This is a genomic window from Nioella sediminis (genome assembly GCF_001879695.1).
Lineage (GTDB): Bacteria > Pseudomonadota > Alphaproteobacteria > Rhodobacterales > Rhodobacteraceae > Nioella > Nioella sediminis.
Genome location: NZ_MNBL01000081.1, coordinates 1 through 15,847, shown reverse-complemented (window position 1 = coordinate 15,847; position 15,847 = coordinate 1). Strand labels below are relative to the sequence as shown.

Below are 15,847 nucleotides of genomic sequence, written 5' to 3'. Positions count from 1 at the left end.
CGACGACGAAGTCGGCGAAACCAACCTCAGCTCAGGCAAACAGCTCGTGGCAGAGCTCCAGCGCGTCGACCAGCGCATCGACTTCGGCCTCGGTATTGTACATGCCAAAGCTCGCCCGGCAGGTCGCGGTCACGCCCATATGCTCCATCAGCGGCTGCGCACAATGGTGCCCGGCGCGCACCGCCACGCCCTTCTTGTCGAGCACGGTGGAGATGTCATGGGCATGGGCCGCGCCTTCCAGCGTGAAGCTGAAGATCGCCCCCTTGGTGGCGGATTTACCCTGCACGTTCAGCCAGTTCAGCCCATCCAGCCGCGCCCTCGCATAGGCGCAGAGACGTTTTTCATGGGCGGCGATATTCTCCATGCCGATGCCCATCATGTAGTCCAGCGCCACGCCCATGCCGATCTGCTGGACGATACCGGGCGTTCCGGCCTCGAACTTCATCGGCGGATCGTTGTAGGTCACCGCGTCGCGCGTCACGTCGCGGATCATGTCGCCACCGCCCATGAAGGGCCGCATCTCGGCCATAAGCCCCTTGCGGATATGGATCGCGCCCGAGCCTGAGGGGCCGTAAAGCTTGTGGCCGGTGATGGCATAGAAATCGGCCCCGATCTCCTCGACATTCACGGGCATATGCACTGCCGCCTGTGACCCGTCGACCAGAACCGGCACCCCGCGTTCCTTGGCGCCCGCGACAATCGCCTTCACATCCACCACGGTCCCCAGAACGTTCGACATATGGGTGACGGCCACCAGCTTGGTGCGGGGCGTGATCGCGGCCAGAACGGCAGCCGGGTCCAGATCGCCATTGGCATCCACATCGACCCATTTCAGCACCACTCCCTGACGTTCCCGTAGGAAATGCCAGGGCACGATATTGGCATGGTGTTCAGCCACGGAAAGGACGATCTCATCCCCCGCTTCCATGCGCGGCATGGCCCAGGAATAGGCCACCAAGTTGATCCCTTCCGTAGTGCCGGAGGTAAAGACGATTTCATCCTCGTCCTTCGCGCCCAGGAACCGGGCCACGGTGCCGCGCACCGCCTCGTATTTCTCGGTTGCGAGGTTCGACAGGAAATGCAGGCCACGATGGACATTGGCATATTCCTCGGCATAGCCGCGCGTCACCGCGTCGATCACAACTTGGGGCTTCTGGGCGGAAGCGCCATTGTCCAGATAGACCAGCGGCTTGCCATTCACTTCCCGCGACAGGATCGGGAAATCGGCACGGATTTTGTCGATATCGTACATGGTTGGAATTCCTAGACGAGACTGAGGCCCATGGCCGAAAACAGGATGGAGAGCAGGATCGCGAGCCCGAGCAGCGACACGATGATCCCCGCGAAAACCAGCCCGAGCGAGGTGAAGCCATGCAGCTCGGCCACGAAATTCACCATCAGCCAGAAGAACAACGCCAGCGCCGCGATGGAGATCACATCGGTCAGCGGTGGCAGCACGATCATCGCCATCAGCTGAAGGACGCTGAAACAGAGCAGAATGAACTGCGCCCAGATGACCAGCGCAAAGGCCTGCTCGAAACTGCCCCGCCCGCCGAAGGCCTGCCCGATGCGGAAGGCCCCGAAGGCGATGATCAGGCCGACCACGCCCTCGAACGCGGTATAGGTCACCGCCGTTTCCGCCGGAATGGCCATCCCGTCCGGCATCGGGGCCAGCGACAGAAAGATCACCGAGGACATGGCCGACAGTACCAGTTCCAGCAGGTAGAACTGCATCAGGATACGCCGGGGCAGGTTCAGCCCCATGATATGGCGCGCGCCCTCGCGCGGATCGGTCAGGGTCTGCCGGGCAAGCCGCAGCAGCGTCGGAAGATGCAGCAGGTGGGTCATGCGCTTTCGGGTCCTTCGCCCCGTTCGGCCTCGAACAGACCGGAAAGCCAGATCCAGAAGAATCCGGCGGCAATCGCGTAGTTCAGCACCATCACCATGGCAGCCGATTGGCTGACACTGGCCATGCCCCGCAGCAGGAACAGCGGCGCCACGGCAAGGATCGCCCAAAAGAGCGCCAGCCGCGCATTGACCCCCTGCCCCTTTCCACCCGCCAGACGGGCCAGCACATGGGTCAGACCGCCAAAGACATAGAGGATCAGCGGCCAGACGAAGAGCCAGACAAAGAGCGTGATCGCCAGACGCGCATCCAGCGGTGCAGGGCCATCCTCGCCGGTCAGTTGCTCGGTCATCTCCGGCGCGGCAAGGCCGGTGCCGGTCAGGTCCGGGATCTGACTGAGGAAGATGATCAGCAGCCCCACCAGCAGGTAGATGAACCCGCGCGCCTCTGGCCGGTCGCTGGTGCGATTGCCGTCCATCAGCGCCCGCATCACCTGACGCGGGCGCATATAGCTGCGCAGAAGTTCGCGGGTGACCGACAAGCGCTTACCCCCTGTGCCGGTCCAGCCAGCCTTGCAGCCGGGTCAGGATATCTTCGCGCAAGCTTTCGTCCTCGATCTCGTCGATCGCTTCGGCAAGGAAGGCCAGAACCAGAAGGTCGGTCGCCGCCCCTTCCGGCACGCCGCGGGAGCGCAGGTAGAAAAGCGCCTCTTCGTCGATCGCCCCGGTTGTGGAGCCATGAGAACACTGCACGTCATCGGCATAGATTTCCAGTTCCGGCTTGGCCTGGAAACTCGAATCCTCGTCCAACAGCAGCGATTGCGACAGCTGGTAGCCATCGGTCTTCTGCGCGTGGGGTTTCACGAGGATCTTACCCTGGAACACGCCCTCGGCGCCGTTCCTGAGCACCTTCTTGAACACCTGACGGCTTTCGCAATCCACCGCGTCATGGGTGACGAAAACAGTGTCGTCATGGTGGAACGCGCCCGTGGCCCCGTCGCCAAGCGCCGCGCCCGCGATATGGGCCACCGCGTTGTCGCCAGCGATCTCGACCACCTGTTCATTGCGGGTCAGGATGCCGTTCACCGTGAGGGTGAAGGATTTGTAAACCGACTCCTGCCCGAGACGCGCGAACATATGGGTCGAGGCCCGGCGTTCATGGTCCCGGCCCTGCGCGCGGACGTGGTGGAACTGGCCACCATCGGCCACTTCGACCTCCATGCACTTGGAAAAGCGCGCCGCCGCCGGACCGTTTTCCAGCACGGTGACCGAGGCGCCTTCCTCGACCTTCACCAGATGGTGCAGGATAGCGTCGGAGGTTTCCGATTTATGCAGGTAGATCAAGCTGATGGGCTTGGCGGCCTTGCCGGTTGCCCGGATCACCACACCATCGGTGGCAAAGGCGGTGTTGAGCGCCGCGAGGGGGCGTTCCACCGGGGTTTGCCCCCGGGTTTCCAGCACGCCGTAATAATCCCGCGCCCAGTGGATGTCGCGGCCAAGCGCGTCCGACAGGCGCTCGATTTCCACGCCTTCCATCGTCAGATCATCCGACGCATCGGCATCATAGACCCCATCGACAAAGACGATCTTCAGCCGGTCCGTATCCGAGAACGGCATCGCCTCGTCGGTTACGAAAAGCCCCGCACGCGGTGCTTCGGGCGCGTTCAGCGTGGTGGGGTCGGAGTATTTCCAATACTCGTCGCGCTTGCGGGGCAGGCCCATGGCGGTCAGGCGGGACAGCGCCGCGCCGCGCGCGTCATTGGCCCATCCCGCACCATCGGGAAGCGTCAGCCCCTCAATGCGGGCCGCAAGCGGGTCCTGTTTCACAGCCGGGTTCGCCATTACGCGACCTCCGCCAGAATGTCGGCATAGCCGTTCTGTTCAACCTCAAGCGCCAGTTCCGGCCCGCCGGTCTTCACGATGCGGCCACCCGCCATAATATGCACCACATCGGGTTTGATGTGATCCAGCAGGCGCTGATAGTGGGTGATCACCAGGAAGCCCCGGCCCTCGTCGCGCAGCGCGTTCACACCCTCGGCGACCAGCTTCATAGCGTCGACATCGAGACCGGAATCGGTTTCATCGAGGATGCACATCTTCGGTTCCAGCATCGCCATTTGCAGGATTTCGTTGCGCTTTTTCTCACCGCCCGAGAAGCCCACATTGACCGGGCGCTTGAGCATATCCGCGTCGATCTTCAGCGCCTTGGCCTTTTCGCGGATCACCTTGAGGAACTCGGCAGCCGACATCTCCTCTTCGCCGCGCGCCTTGCGCTGCGCGTTCACGGCGGTGCGCAGGAAGGTCATGTTGCCCACACCGGGGATTTCAACCGGGTACTGGAAGGCCAGGAACACACCGGCAGCGGCACGTTCCTCAGGTTCCATCTCCAGCAGGTCTTCACCATTCAGCAGCGCCTCGCCATCGGTCACCTCATAGCCATCGCGGCCCGACAGAACATAGGACAAGGTCGACTTGCCCGACCCGTTCGGCCCCATGATCGCATGGACCTTGCCCGCCTCGACGGTCAGGTCGACGCCCTTCAGGATTTGCTTGTCCTCTTCTTCGAGGGACACGTGCAGGTTCTTGATCTCAAGCATGAAAACCTCTTTCCATAGCGGCCAGACCCGCCTGCGCGATGCGCAGCGGATGGCCCGTGGTCATGACAGGGCAGCTCAGAAGAGTGCCAGTTTCGTAGGATCGGTCAGCCGGATCACCTGGCGTACCCAGATGTCCGAAAACAACAGCTCGAACAGGCCCGGAAAGGCGTGTACGGCCATATGCATGGTAAACGCCGCCGCGAACATGCCCGCCGTCTTGGCGGCCGTGTGTTCGGGGCGTTTGAAGTGGAAGATCTGCTGCAACAGGATGCCGGCCAGAAAGGCCAGTCCGAAATCCAGCACCAGGTTGGAACTGCTCAGCTGCGCCGAGCCCGGCGTGACGCCAGTCAGATGGAACCGGGCGTAGCGGGCGGCGACGACCACCAGCAATCCGACGCCGAAGGCCCCGATCAGCGACAGGACATAAGTCACCCCATCCCCGCGCGGCTTGCGCTTGGGGCTGTCCGGGGCCTTGGCCCGGCTCGCCTCGATCCGCGCCACGCGTTCCGAGAAGCTGGGATCGACGATTGTGCTGCCAGAACTGCTCATGCCCGCACAAAACCGGGGGAATGTGGCGCATTTCGGGATGGGATCGGGGCATTTTCAGCCAATCCTCACATTCGAACTGGCTGATCCGCCCTCGCTCGGGGGCTGGGTCGCGTCTCATGCCTTACCCCTCCTGCTGCGCGCTATCACGGCGCTGATGGTGGCGGAAGCGGGCGATGTAGTCGGCGGGCAGGTCGGCAGGCGCCGCGCCGCGTGCGATCAGGTGGTCGATGCAATGCAGCGCCAGGTCGGGACTGTCGAAGACCGTATCGGCGGCAAAGGCCAGGTGCATCAGCTGATCGTCGCTGAGCCCCGCCGTTTCCTCGTCGCGGATATAGACCGCGTCGCCGTCCAGCAGCTGGCTGGTCAGCTTCGGGCGCACCACCTGATCCTCGTGCTCATGGGGCATCATCACCGATTTGGTGAACATGAATTTGTGCAGCTTGAATCCCTGTGCGCGCAGTTCCGCGTCGAGATCACCGAACAGCGGCTCGCCCGCGTAGATACGGTGGAACCGCACTTCACTTACGACCGCTACCGCACTGGAAAGCTTTGCTATTCCGCCGCGCAAAACCTCCAGCTCCCCGCCCTGAAGATCCATCTTCAGCAGGTCCACCGGCGGCAGATCCGCCAGCGTGTCCAGCGTCACGGGGGTCAGCGGAACGGGCTCGATCCGGTCCGACAGCCACTTCTCCTTACCGATGGCGCGCACCGCCCGTTCGTCCAGCGGATAGAGCGAGGTAAACCCCGCCGTCGGGTGAATATAAAGCGTGCGGTTTCCGGGCAGGCCCACAGCCTCGCAGAAATAGGTCTCGTGCTCGGACGGGGTCTCGACCAGTTTGGCAAACTGCGCCTCGTTCGGCTCGAACCCGTAGACATGGGCAAGACCATCGTCCAGCAGCCCCTGATAGGGCGGAGTTGACAGGCGGCTCGCCCCCACATCGCAGATCCGCATCCGGCGGGATGGCTGCAGCGCCCCGGTCAGGACCGCGCGGCGTTTGTCGGCATGGCTTCCCATTACGCCCCCTTCCGCGACGCGGGCCGCACCAGGTAGTTGGTGCTGGTCTCGTAGCGCTGGACCTCGGTTTCCACCACGTAGTCGGCGCGCTGCCGCCAGCCGTGGAAACCCTCGTCATTATGCTTGTCCACCTCGATCAGCATCCACGGACCACAGCGTTTCACCGTGGCCTCCAGCCCGGTCAGCACCTGCAATTCCATGCTTTCCACGTCGATCTTGATGAAATCGGGGCTTTCAGCGGCCAGTGCATCATCCCCCGCCACAACGCGCAGGTCACCCTGCCCCGGCAGCATCCGCGAAGCCCCCAGGTTGCGGGTGCGCTGTTCCATGGCGAACCCGTCGCCCGGTTTATCCGACAGGCCCAGACCCAGCCATGACAGATCGAACACGCCCCCGAACCCGTTCATCGCCACATTGGCCAGCAGCAGCTTATAGGCCGCCACATTCGGCTCGAACGGAATGACCTTGGCAGGCGAAAGAAACGCCGCGACATAGAGCGAATGGTTGCCCACATTCGCGCCGATATCCACATAGGTGCCGCCAAGCGGCATCACCCGCTTGATCAGGCTCAGCTCGCGCCCCTCGTAAAGCAGCCCTGTGCGATGGTGACGCTGAATCGGATCGCGTTCCATGTCGACGGCAAAGCGGAACGGGCGGCCCGCGATGGTGCAGGCCACGACGTCGATCCCTTCGAACACGAAGGCATCGCCACCCGCAATCGCAGCGCGGGCGGCGTCGAGGTCGAAAGGAGCTTTCACTGCACCGTCTGCCATGGATAGATGTCCTCTTCACCGGCGGAAAATTCTTCTGGAAGAATTTTCACACAGAAAAATTTTCAGGAAAACTTTTCTAGCCGACCGACCCCTCCAGCGAGATCGCCACAAGCTGTTGGGCTTCCATGGCAAATTCCATCGGCAGGGCCTGAAGCACCTCTTTGCAGAAGCCGTTGACCACAAGCGCCACGGCCTCTTCCTCATCCATCCCGCGCTGACGGCAATAGAAGAGCTGGTCGTCATCGACCTTGGAGGTGGTGGCCTCATGTTCCACCCGGGCGGAGTTGTTCTTGACCTCGATATAGGGCACCGTATGCGCCCCGCACTGATCGCCGATAAGCAGGCTGTCGCACTGGGTGTAGTTGCGCCCGTTCTTGGCCTTGGGGTGCATCGAGACCAGCCCGCGATAGGTGTTCTGCGCCTTGCCCGCCGAAATCCCCTTGGACACGATGCGCGACTTGGTATCGCGGCCCAGGTGGATCATCTTGGTGCCGGTATCGGCCTGCTGCATGTTGTTGGCGATGGCGATGGAATAGAACTCGCCCTGGCTTTCATTGCCGCGCAGGATGCAGGACGGGTATTTCCAGGTGAGGGCAGAGCCGGTTTCCACCTGCGTCCACATCACCTTGGACCGGTCGCCCCGGCAATCGGCGCGCTTGGTGACGAAATTGTAGATGCCGCCCTTGCCCTCTTCGTCGCCCGGATACCAGTTCTGCACGGTGGAATACTTGATCTCGGCGTCTTCCAGCGCAATGAGTTCCACCACCGCCGCGTGCAGCTGGTGGGTGTCGCGCTGCGGCGCGGTGCAGCCTTCCAGATAGGACACGCAACTGCCCTTGTCGGCAATGATCAGCGTGCGTTCGAACTGACCGGTGTTTTCGGCGTTGATGCGGAAATAGGTCGACAGCTCCATCGGGCAGCGCACGCCCGGCGGCACGTAGACGAAGGATCCATCCGAGAACACGGCGCTGTTGAGCGTCGCGAAGAAATTGTCGGTGATCGGCACGACCGAGCCGAGGTATTTCTTGACCAGCTCGGGGTGTTTCTGAATGGCCTCGGAGATCGAGCAGAAGATCACCCCCGCCTGTTCCAGCTCCTTCTGGAAGGTGGTGCCCACGGACACGGAATCGAACACCGCATCGACGGCCACCTTGCGGCCCTCGGCGGGTGCCTCATCCGCCCCCTCGACGCCCGCCAAGATCATCTGTTCCTTCAGCGGAATGCCCAGCTTTTCATAGGTCGCCAGCAGCTTGGGGTCGACCTCGTCCAACGACTTGGGCTTCTCCTGCATCGACTTGGGCTTGGCGTAGTAATACTGGTCCTGGTAGTCGATCTTTTCGTAGTGCAGCATCGACCATTCCGGCTCGTCCATCAGCTTCCAGCGCTTGAATGCCTGAAGGCGCCAGTCCAGCATCCACTCGGGCTCGCCATTCTTTTCCGAGATCAGACGAACGATGCTCTCGTTCACGCCCTTGGGGGCGTATTCCATCTCGATCTCGGTTTCCCAGCCATATTTGTACTTGCCGCCCATGGCCTGGACGGTTTCCACGGTTTCGCGGTCGACGCCTTCGCGCACCTCTGTTTCGGCAATGGCCATATCACGTTCCCCTGTGTTGGCCCCGAAGGGCCCGCATGTCCTCGCGCCCCATTGGGACGCGCCTGTTCACCTGCTGACGCGCGACAGGTGTCTGGCCCGTGCCGCCCGCCAGGCCTCGCTGAAGCGCAAGACCTCGTCTTCCGTCGTCGTGGGCCCGATCGAGATGCGGATCGCGCATCCGGCATCCCGCTCGTCAAACCCCATGGCGCGCAGAACCGCGCTCGACGTCACCTTGCCGCTGGAACAGGCGGATCCGGCCGAAATGGCAAAACCCGCAAGGTCCATCTGCATCACCTGCGTCTCGCCCTTCCAGCCCGGTGTGACCAGGCAAGTGGTGTTCGGCAGGCGTGGCGCGCCTTTCCCGACCAAAATAGTTACATTTCCGTCAAGGTCCAGAGAGTTTTCTAGAATATTTCTAAGTTGAGCGACCCGACCCCAGACCCCATTCGCAAGATCTTGTGCAGCTGCCTGTGCTGCACCCCCAAATCCTGCGATCCCGATCAGGTTCTCTGTCCCCGACCGACGACCCATTTCCTGCCCGCCGCCCTTTATCCGGGCCTCCACGTCCAGCCCGCGCCGCAAAACCAGCGCCCCGATTCCCTTGGGGCCACCCAGCTTGTGGGCCGAGATCAGCCCCATATCGACGCCAGACCAATCGAACGCCACAGGCAGTTTACCGAACCCTTGAGTAAAATCGCACACCGCCAGCCCTTCGGGCAGGTCCTGCAAAATGCCGGTTTCGGAATTGGCCAGTTGCAGAGTGGACACCCCCGGTTCGCTGACATTCACCCGCCCCGCCCCATCCACCGGCAAATCCTCGGTGACCCAGGCCCGAACCGCGTCATGTTCCACGCCCGACCCATGCAGCCCCCGCCCGGCCAAGGCCAGCGCGGCGGCCTCGGTCGCGCCCGAGGTAAAAACGATATCGCTGGCCTGCGCCCCGAAAGCTTCGGCCACCTGCGCGCGCGCCTTTTCGATCAGCGCCGTTGCCGCGCGCCCCTCCGCATGAACAGACGACGGGTTGCCCACCACGTCCATCGCCGCACACATCGCCGCCCGCGCTTCAGGCCTCAACGGGGCCGTGGCGTTCCAGTCAAGATAGCTGCGCGGTGCCATGTCACCCTCCTGCTCGGTTCACGCCCTTCTGCCCCGCCTCAACGGAAAGGTCCAGTTACCAGCCCCCTAACGCATCCCCGTTAACCTTAACGCGCGCCCCGCCCCCTTCTTCTTGGCCAAAATACTCCCGCCGGAGGCGTCCCGACCAAGCCAACTGCGCCACGGCAAAGTGGCTCAATCCTCATCCACCACATGAAACAGGTTCGGCACCGCCGGGCACGGGGTCAGATCGTTCTGCACCACGTCAGAAAGTCGCGTCTGGTGCAGGAACACGTAGACATGCGCGCTGAGCCCCTCCCACAACCGGTTGGTCATGCTCTGCGCGCGACTGCCCGACATCCCGCCCGAGGCCCCTGCCCCGGTATGCAGCGCACTCACCGTTTCATCCACCGCCCCCAGCACATCCGACACCCGGATCTCAGCAGCGGGACGCGCCAGCCGATACCCGCCCCCCGGCCCGCGCACCGACTCTACCAGCCCGGCCCGGCGCAGCTTGACGAAGAGCTGTTCGAGATAGGGCAGCGAGATATCCTGACGCTTCGAGATTTCCGCCAGCGAAGTCAGCCCTTCGGTACCCTGAAGGGCCAGATCGGCCAGCGCAACCATCGCGTAGCGTCCCTTGGTGCTCAGTTTCATCGGTTTTTCCCTTCTGGCGCGGCGTTCAGAGGCCTATGAACATTGACCTTTCCCGCAAGGAGGCTTAACTGCGATCCACCCCCCTGTTCAAGCCGGACAGGGGCTGATCCGACATTCTAGGTAGCGTCGCGCAGGGGCGTCAATGACAACCCCGCCGCGCCAGACGCGCCAGCAAGAGCAAAAGTTGAAGGAGCCGCGATGCCCGAGGTGATTTTCCCTGGACCGGAGGGCCGACTGGAAGGCCGCTACCACCCCCAGAAAGCCAAGGACGCCCCGATCGCGATCATCCTGCACCCGCATCCGCAATTCGGCGGCACGATGAACAATCGCGTGGTCTATAACCTGCACTACGCGTTCCACAAGATCGGCTTCACCGTTCTGCGCTTCAACTTCCGGGGCGTGGGCCGCAGTCAGGGCGAGTACGATCAGGGTATCGGCGAGTTGTCCGACGCCGCCTCGGCGCTCGACTACCTGCAGTCTATGAACCAGAACTCCAAGCATTGCTGGGTCGCAGGCTTCAGCTTCGGCGCATGGATCGGCATGCAGCTTCTGATGCGCCGGCCCGAGATCACCGGCTTCATCTCGGTCAGCCCTCCCGCGAACATGTATGATTTCAGCTTCCTGGCGCCCTGCCCCTCCTCGGGGCTGATCATCAACGGATCTGCAGACCGCGTGGCCAAGCCGCAGGACACCCGCATTCTGGTCGACAAGCTGCATGAACAAAAGGGCATCACCATCACCCATGAGGAGATGGAAGGTGCGGGTCACTTCTTCGAAGATCCCTACATGGACCCGATGATCGACTCGGTGCAGACCTATGTGAAGCGCCGTCTGACAGAGTCTACCCGCTGATGTCCGGTGGCGGCGATTTCATCACTGAATTGGCCGACAAGCTGGCGATGGACGCGCTTCAGGCCGAGGAAGACTATGATGATGACCGGCTGATCGAACAGCTGTCGACCACGATCGGGGCCGCCTCGATGACGTTGCAAGAGGCCTTCATGACATCTGTCCGCATCCGACGCGCCGAAAAGCGCGGGCGTATCTGGCTGGACGCGCGCATCGCCAAGGCCAAGGCAGCGAAAGCGGCGGAATGAGAGACCGGCTCGACCGCCAGTTGGCGTTCCTGATCGAGGCCGACCGGCTGAAGCGGATCGACCGGGCCAGTTGGATCACCGGGCGTATCCGCCGCGAAAACAGTGCCGAGCATAGCTGGCACCTGACACTCTTTGCGCTCACCCTGGCCGATCAGGCCCCGGACGGCGTGCGCATCGACCGGGTGATGCGAATGCTTATCCTGCATGACCTCGTGGAAATCGACGCAGGTGACGCCCCCGTTCACGGCACCTACGATTCCGAGGCGCTTGCCCTCGCCGAACAGGCGGCTGCGGATCGCATCTTCGGACTTCTCCCGGACGATCTGGCGGCAGAGTTCCGCGCGCTTTGGGATGAGTTCGAAGCCGCCGAAAGCCCAGATGCCGTCTTTGCCAAATCGCTCGACCGGTTCCAGCCGCCGGTTCTGAACCTGCATTCCGAGGGCGGCAGCTGGCCTGAGTACAACGTGACCGAAGATCAGATCCGCACCCGCGTGGGTCACAAGATCACCAAGGGTGCACCGGGGCTGTGGGACTGGCTCAGCCCGAAGATCACGGAATTTTTCGGTCGGCGCTGATGCCCTGCGGTGACAGGCGGGCCGCCGTCCGCTAGGCTTTGCGCATAGTTGCTGCAAAGTATTTGAGAGCCCGCATGTCCCAGACCCTTGTTATCGTCATTCTCATTCTCGCATCGCTCACCGGGACGGGATTGATCGGCTACGCTCTCATGCAGTCGTCCCGGCGGCAAGCCGCGCTGCGCGACGCTGTGACGGACCGGGGCTGGCGCTATGACCGGCAGGAAGGCACCGGTGGACGCGCCCGCGTGACCACGATTTCCGATCCAGAGGCCGGGTGGCGGATGGAAATCGAGCTCAATTCGGCCACCGATGGCAGCGGCCGCACCAAGCGAAGCACGACATGGCACGCCCCTGATGCCGGAATCACAGAGGGGCTGGCCATTCTGGGGCCTGCCATGTCACCCGCGGAGGCCAAGAAGGCCGAAACCATGCTTGGCAAGCTCGGCGGTGGCATGGGCGGTTTCCTGATGTCCAGCATGTTCGGCGATCTCGGGCCAGAGCCCGCGCGGCTCGAATCCGTGGACGTGCCCGGTGCCCGCTGCCTGATGATGGCCACGCCAGAGGCGCGGGAGGCGCTGACCCCGATCGCCTCGCACCCGATCATGGACGGGACCGAGGACAGCCTGCCACGCGGTGCCCTGCCCGTCATCCGCCGTTCGCCAAAGGGGTTGGAGATCTCGCTGCGCACCGCCCTGTCCCGCCCCGAACAGGTTCTCGCCCTCGCAGAGCTTGGCGCCACGATGCAACGCGAACTCACGCCGCGTTGACGGTATACGATTGCATACACTACGCAGAGTTGCTATCACTCCCGCAACACATCCCCAGTCCCGAGGTTCCCGATGACCAAGATCAAAGTCGACAATCCCATCGTCGAAATGGACGGCGATGAAATGACCCGCATCATGTGGGATTTCATCAAGCAGAAGCTGATCCTGCCCTATCTGGATATCGACCTGCTCTACTACGATCTGGGCATCGAGGAGCGCGACCGCACAGACGATCAGGTGACGGTGGACGCCGCTGAAAAGACGCTGGAGGTCGGCTGCGCCGTCAAATGCGCGACGATCACCCCCGATGAACAGCGGGTGGAGGAGTTCGGCCTCAAGCGCATGTATCGCAGCCCCAACGGCACGATCCGCAACATCCTGGGCGGCGTCGTCTTCCGCAAACCGATCATCTGCCGCAACGTGCCGCGTCTGGTGCCGGGCTGGACCCAGCCCATTGTCGTGGGCCGCCACGCCTATGGCGACCAGTACCGCGCCACCGATTTCCGCTTTCCCGGCAAGGGCAAGATCACGCTCAAGTTCGAGGGAGAAGATGGCGAGGTGATCGAACGCGAGGTCTTCGATGCGCCCTCTGCCGGCGTCACCATGGCGATGTACAACCTTGACGACTCGATCCGGGATTTCGCCCGCGCCTCGTTCAACTATGGGCTGGACCTGAAATGGCCCGTTTACCTGTCCACCAAGAACACCATCCTCAAGGCCTATGACGGGCGCTTCAAGGACATCTTCCAGGAGGTGTTCGAAACGGAGTTCGAGGCCCAGTTCAAAGAGGCGGGCATCGAGTACCAGCACCGCCTGATCGACGACATGGTGGCCTGCGCGCTGAAATGGAATGGCGGGTTTGTCTGGGCCTGCAAGAACTATGATGGCGATGTGCAGTCCGACACCGTCGCTCAGGGCTTCGGCTCGCTCGGGATGATGAGCTCTCAGCTCCTGACGCCCGACGGCAAGATCATGGAGGCCGAGGCGGCGCACGGCACCGTCACCCGCCATTATCGCCAGCATCAGGCCGGGCAGCAGACCTCCACCAATTCCATCGCGTCGATCTTCGCATGGACCGGGGCGCTGAAACACCGCGCCAAGCTGGATGACAACCAGCCCCTTCGGACCTTCGCCGAAACGCTGGAACAGGTCATCATCGACACCGTGGAAGCGGGCCATATGACCAAGGACCTCGCCCTGCTGGTCGGCCCCGATCAGGGCTGGCACACGACGATGAGCTTCCTCGAAAAGATCGACGAGAACCTGAACAAAGCGCTGGCCGGGTGATCCGACTTCTGCAAATCGTCTTTATCTGGATGCCTGCCATCCTGGCGCTACTCCCCGCCTACGCGGTTGTTCGGTTACGGCTAGAATGGCAGGCAGACTGCGCCGGAGGGCGCGCTGCCAACCCCGGCTACCACGTGGCCGATTGCTGGGACAATGAGAGGGCAACCCTGATCCTTGCTGTTATTGCTGCCCTTCTGATCCTGCCCGCGATCAGCTTTGGCCTGCTGCGACGTCTGGCGCGCCGCAAGGCGGGATCCGGTCCAGATCAGCCGTAGTCACCGCGCCTTCAATTGCTACACTGACCCCATGTTCTGGCGCGCCCTGTTCCTGCTTGTCCTCGTCGTGGCCCTGTCGGTCCTGCTGACCCTGTGGCTTGGCGACGAGGTGCTGATCGCGCTCGGGCTGATCTTCCTGCAACTCAAGGTGATCGGGCAGAAGATCGTGTCAATCGAGCTGCCCGCGGTGCTGGTCTGGCTGAAAACACAAGCCGCGCTCTTCTTCCGCATCGAGCTGATCAAGAAATGGGTCATGACCACGGTCCTGCCGATGATCATGGGCTCGGCCCTTCGCAACCGGCTCGATGCGCTGTTCAAACGGTTCAAGGCGGCGGCGGCCGAGCGTTACAGCCGCATGATGGGCTGGTATCGCGGGCTGGAATGGTATGAACAGCTCGTCGCCGCGCTCATCGTGATCTTCGCCACGCTGGCGCTCTCCGTCAGTTCTATCGGGCTGTGGGTGGTGCTCTTCTCCGTCAAGCTGCCCTTCATGATCGCCGCCGGGGTTGGTGCGATCTGGCGGATGCTGTGGACGACGCTGGCCAAGTGGCTGTTCAAACTCATCGCCTTTCTGCAACTTGGATGGGCGTGGAAATGGGTCAGCCGCCGCCTGCCTGAAAGCTATCTGGAACAGAAACGCCGGTGGGATTTCCGCGTCGCCCGCGCGGTTGTCCGCCGCCGCCGGATGACGGTGCGCCAGCTGCACGAGCAGAAAGACAGCCTGTCGATGCGCCTTTCCCTCATTGCGGGATACTTCCGTCAGGCAAGGCCCGAAATGCCCGCGCCCGAAAACCCGGACGAAGATCAGAGCGGCAGGTCGTAAAGATCCATCCGGTCGCCTTCGAACCGGGCGATCTTGCCGGGGGCCAGCGGTGTCCAGTCCGCCTCTCCCATCTCCAGCGGCTCAGACACAACCGCCCATCCTTTTCGCGTTTCCGACCAGCGATAGTAGACCGTGGGCGAGATACTGTCGCAGGATCCGCGCGCGGCCCAAAGCGCGGTGCCATCGCTGAACGCCGCCGACAGGCGCAGATGTGGCGCAGCACCATGCGACCGGGACAATCCCGCCAGCTTGCCCGCCGCCCGTGCCAGCGCCCCCGCCGGATCGCGGTCCAGTCCTTCCGCCAGTGCCAGAAGGAACAGCACCTCGCTATCCGTCGCGCCCTTGCGAAATGCATAGAGATCATCGGGCACCATCATATCGGCATGTTTGCGGAAATGTTCAAACCCGCCGACCTGCCCGTTATGCATGAAGCTCCAGCGCCCGACCACGAAGGGATGACAGTTGTTGCGGCTGATCGCCGACCCGGTCGAGGCCCGCACATGGGCCAGGAACAGGCCAGAGCAGACCTGTTCGACCAGCGACCTCAGGTTCGGGTCCGACCAGGCCGGATAGACATCGCGGTAGAGCCCCGGTTCCGGCCTGCGGTCATACCAGGCCAGCCCGAACCCGTCGCCATTGGTTACGGTCTTGGCCTCGGTGGCGTTCTGACTTTGGTGAATCAGGGAATGGCCAGGACGGCTAACCACCTCGTCCAGAAAGATCGGTTCCCCGATATAGGCGGCCCAACGGCACATGCGGCGCTCTCCGGTGGATGAGATATCTTTTTGCGCCGATTCCCCGGCGCAGGGAAGCGTTTCGCAGCCCGGACGCGTTCACCACGCCCGAAATGCCGGGTGCTCTCGCAACCCGTCCGTGGCAACGCGGCCCGAGGAAA

At 62.8% G+C, this 15,847-nt stretch carries 19 protein-coding genes; 7 read left to right on the top strand and 12 right to left on the bottom strand.

Annotation, left to right across the window (positions count from 1 at the left end):
- Positions 1–31: 31 nt before the first annotated feature.
- The 11 genes from BKY26_RS11030 to iscR form a co-directional block, all read right to left on the bottom strand.
- A complete protein-coding gene (locus BKY26_RS11030; protein WP_071690448.1) occupies positions 32–1,252 on the bottom strand; it encodes a cysteine desulfurase in 1,221 nt (406 codons plus the stop codon).
- 11 nt (positions 1,253–1,263) lie between these two features.
- The gene (locus BKY26_RS11025) at positions 1,264–1,848 is read right to left on the bottom strand and encodes a Yip1 family protein (protein WP_071690447.1); all 585 of its coding nucleotides are present in this window, start codon (positions 1,846–1,848) and stop codon (positions 1,264–1,266) included.
- Entirely contained in the window at positions 1,845–2,387 is a 543-nt protein-coding gene (locus BKY26_RS11020; protein ID WP_071690446.1) for a hypothetical protein, read from the bottom strand. The genes BKY26_RS11025 and BKY26_RS11020 overlap by 4 nt, the downstream gene beginning before the upstream one ends.
- Positions 2,388–2,391: 4 nt before the next feature.
- Positions 2,392–3,687 (bottom strand): Fe-S cluster assembly protein SufD, encoded by a 1,296-nt coding sequence (gene sufD / locus BKY26_RS11015; RefSeq protein WP_071690445.1) that lies wholly within the window; start codon positions 3,685–3,687, stop codon positions 2,392–2,394.
- Complete coding sequence (sufC, locus tag BKY26_RS11010) at positions 3,687–4,442, bottom strand: Fe-S cluster assembly ATPase SufC (RefSeq protein WP_071690444.1); 756 nt, start codon at positions 4,440–4,442, stop codon at positions 3,687–3,689. The genes sufD and sufC overlap by 1 nt, the downstream gene beginning before the upstream one ends.
- A gap of 75 nt (positions 4,443–4,517) precedes the next feature.
- Positions 4,518–4,991 carry a hypothetical protein gene (locus BKY26_RS11005; RefSeq protein ID WP_071690443.1) on the bottom strand — a complete coding sequence of 158 codons (474 nt, stop codon included), beginning with the start codon at positions 4,989–4,991 and terminating at the stop codon, positions 4,518–4,520.
- Positions 4,992–5,112: 121 nt separating this feature from the next.
- Entirely contained in the window at positions 5,113–6,006 is an 894-nt protein-coding gene (locus tag BKY26_RS11000; protein ID WP_071690442.1) for an FkbM family methyltransferase, read from the bottom strand.
- Entirely contained in the window at positions 6,006–6,779 is a 774-nt protein-coding gene (locus BKY26_RS10995) for an FkbM family methyltransferase (RefSeq protein ID WP_071690441.1), read from the bottom strand. The genes BKY26_RS11000 and BKY26_RS10995 overlap by 1 nt, the downstream gene beginning before the upstream one ends.
- A gap of 76 nt (positions 6,780–6,855) precedes the next feature.
- Entirely contained in the window at positions 6,856–8,376 is a 1,521-nt protein-coding gene (gene sufB, locus BKY26_RS10990) for a Fe-S cluster assembly protein SufB (protein ID WP_071690440.1), read from the bottom strand.
- 66 nt (positions 8,377–8,442) lie between these two features.
- A complete protein-coding gene (locus BKY26_RS10985) occupies positions 8,443–9,492 on the bottom strand; it encodes a cysteine desulfurase family protein (RefSeq protein ID WP_071690439.1) in 1,050 nt (349 codons plus the stop codon).
- 174 nt (positions 9,493–9,666) lie between these two features.
- Entirely contained in the window at positions 9,667–10,128 is a 462-nt protein-coding gene (iscR, locus tag BKY26_RS10980; RefSeq protein WP_071690438.1) for a Fe-S cluster assembly transcriptional regulator IscR, read from the bottom strand.
- A 198-nt stretch (positions 10,129–10,326) separates the two neighbouring features.
- Here iscR and BKY26_RS10975 point away from each other — a divergent pair, with 198 nt between their 5' ends.
- The 7 genes from BKY26_RS10975 to BKY26_RS10945 all read left to right on the top strand — a co-directional run bounded on the left by BKY26_RS10975 (position 10,327) and on the right by BKY26_RS10945 (position 14,952).
- The gene (locus BKY26_RS10975) at positions 10,327–10,980 is read left to right on the top strand and encodes an alpha/beta hydrolase (RefSeq protein WP_071690437.1); all 654 of its coding nucleotides are present in this window, start codon (positions 10,327–10,329) and stop codon (positions 10,978–10,980) included.
- On the top strand, positions 10,980–11,225 hold the full coding sequence (locus tag BKY26_RS10970) for a hypothetical protein (protein WP_071690436.1): 246 nt from the start codon (positions 10,980–10,982) through the stop codon (positions 11,223–11,225). Before BKY26_RS10975 ends, BKY26_RS10970 begins: the two co-directional genes overlap by 1 nt.
- Entirely contained in the window at positions 11,222–11,800 is a 579-nt protein-coding gene (locus BKY26_RS10965; RefSeq protein WP_071690435.1) for an HD domain-containing protein, read from the top strand. The genes BKY26_RS10970 and BKY26_RS10965 overlap by 4 nt, the downstream gene beginning before the upstream one ends.
- A gap of 74 nt (positions 11,801–11,874) precedes the next feature.
- The gene (locus tag BKY26_RS10960; RefSeq protein ID WP_071690434.1) at positions 11,875–12,567 is read left to right on the top strand and encodes a hypothetical protein; all 693 of its coding nucleotides are present in this window, start codon (positions 11,875–11,877) and stop codon (positions 12,565–12,567) included.
- A 72-nt stretch (positions 12,568–12,639) separates the two neighbouring features.
- Entirely contained in the window at positions 12,640–13,854 is a 1,215-nt protein-coding gene (locus BKY26_RS10955; protein ID WP_071690433.1) for an NADP-dependent isocitrate dehydrogenase, read from the top strand.
- On the top strand, positions 13,851–14,129 hold the full coding sequence (locus BKY26_RS10950; RefSeq protein WP_071690432.1) for a hypothetical protein: 279 nt from the start codon (positions 13,851–13,853) through the stop codon (positions 14,127–14,129). Before BKY26_RS10955 ends, BKY26_RS10950 begins: the two co-directional genes overlap by 4 nt.
- 31 nt (positions 14,130–14,160) lie before the next feature.
- Positions 14,161–14,952 carry a hypothetical protein gene (locus BKY26_RS10945; protein ID WP_071690431.1) on the top strand — a complete coding sequence of 264 codons (792 nt, stop codon included), beginning with the start codon at positions 14,161–14,163 and terminating at the stop codon, positions 14,950–14,952.
- Here the strand turns inward: BKY26_RS10945 and BKY26_RS10940 are convergent.
- Positions 14,934–15,707: a class II glutamine amidotransferase gene (locus tag BKY26_RS10940; RefSeq protein ID WP_071690430.1), complete on the bottom strand. Its 774-nt coding sequence runs from the start codon at positions 15,705–15,707 to the stop codon at positions 14,934–14,936. The genes BKY26_RS10945 and BKY26_RS10940 overlap by 19 nt on opposite strands.
- Between the last annotated feature and the right edge of the window lie 140 nt (positions 15,708–15,847).

What these genes read in the sequence shown, in the direction of transcription:
- BKY26_RS11030 (WP_071690448.1), bottom strand. Translation starts at nt 1,252, where the DNA reads ATGTACGATATCGACAAAATCCGTGCCGATTTCCCGATCCTGTCGCGG.
- BKY26_RS11025 (WP_071690447.1), bottom strand. Translation starts at nt 1,848, where the DNA reads ATGACCCACCTGCTGCATCTTCCGACGCTGCTGCGGCTTGCCCGGCAG.
- sufD (WP_071690445.1), bottom strand. Translation starts at nt 3,687, where the DNA reads ATGGCGAACCCGGCTGTGAAACAGGACCCGCTTGCGGCCCGCATTGAG.
- sufC (WP_071690444.1), bottom strand. Translation starts at nt 4,442, where the DNA reads ATGCTTGAGATCAAGAACCTGCACGTGTCCCTCGAAGAAGAGGACAAG.
- BKY26_RS11005 (WP_071690443.1), bottom strand. Translation starts at nt 4,991, where the DNA reads ATGAGCAGTTCTGGCAGCACAATCGTCGATCCCAGCTTCTCGGAACGC.
- BKY26_RS11000 (WP_071690442.1), bottom strand. Translation starts at nt 6,006, where the DNA reads ATGGGAAGCCATGCCGACAAACGCCGCGCGGTCCTGACCGGGGCGCTG.
- BKY26_RS10995 (WP_071690441.1), bottom strand. Translation starts at nt 6,779, where the DNA reads ATGGCAGACGGTGCAGTGAAAGCTCCTTTCGACCTCGACGCCGCCCGC.
- sufB (WP_071690440.1), bottom strand. Translation starts at nt 8,376, where the DNA reads ATGGCCATTGCCGAAACAGAGGTGCGCGAAGGCGTCGACCGCGAAACC.
- BKY26_RS10985 (WP_071690439.1), bottom strand. Translation starts at nt 9,492, where the DNA reads ATGGCACCGCGCAGCTATCTTGACTGGAACGCCACGGCCCCGTTGAGG.
- iscR (WP_071690438.1), bottom strand. Translation starts at nt 10,128, where the DNA reads ATGAAACTGAGCACCAAGGGACGCTACGCGATGGTTGCGCTGGCCGAT.
- BKY26_RS10975 (WP_071690437.1), top strand. Translation starts at nt 10,327, where the DNA reads ATGCCCGAGGTGATTTTCCCTGGACCGGAGGGCCGACTGGAAGGCCGC.
- BKY26_RS10970 (WP_071690436.1), top strand. Translation starts at nt 10,980, where the DNA reads ATGTCCGGTGGCGGCGATTTCATCACTGAATTGGCCGACAAGCTGGCG.
- BKY26_RS10965 (WP_071690435.1), top strand. Translation starts at nt 11,222, where the DNA reads ATGAGAGACCGGCTCGACCGCCAGTTGGCGTTCCTGATCGAGGCCGAC.
- BKY26_RS10960 (WP_071690434.1), top strand. Translation starts at nt 11,875, where the DNA reads ATGTCCCAGACCCTTGTTATCGTCATTCTCATTCTCGCATCGCTCACC.
- BKY26_RS10955 (WP_071690433.1), top strand. Translation starts at nt 12,640, where the DNA reads ATGACCAAGATCAAAGTCGACAATCCCATCGTCGAAATGGACGGCGAT.
- BKY26_RS10945 (WP_071690431.1), top strand. Translation starts at nt 14,161, where the DNA reads ATGTTCTGGCGCGCCCTGTTCCTGCTTGTCCTCGTCGTGGCCCTGTCG.
- BKY26_RS10940 (WP_071690430.1), bottom strand. Translation starts at nt 15,707, where the DNA reads ATGTGCCGTTGGGCCGCCTATATCGGGGAACCGATCTTTCTGGACGAG.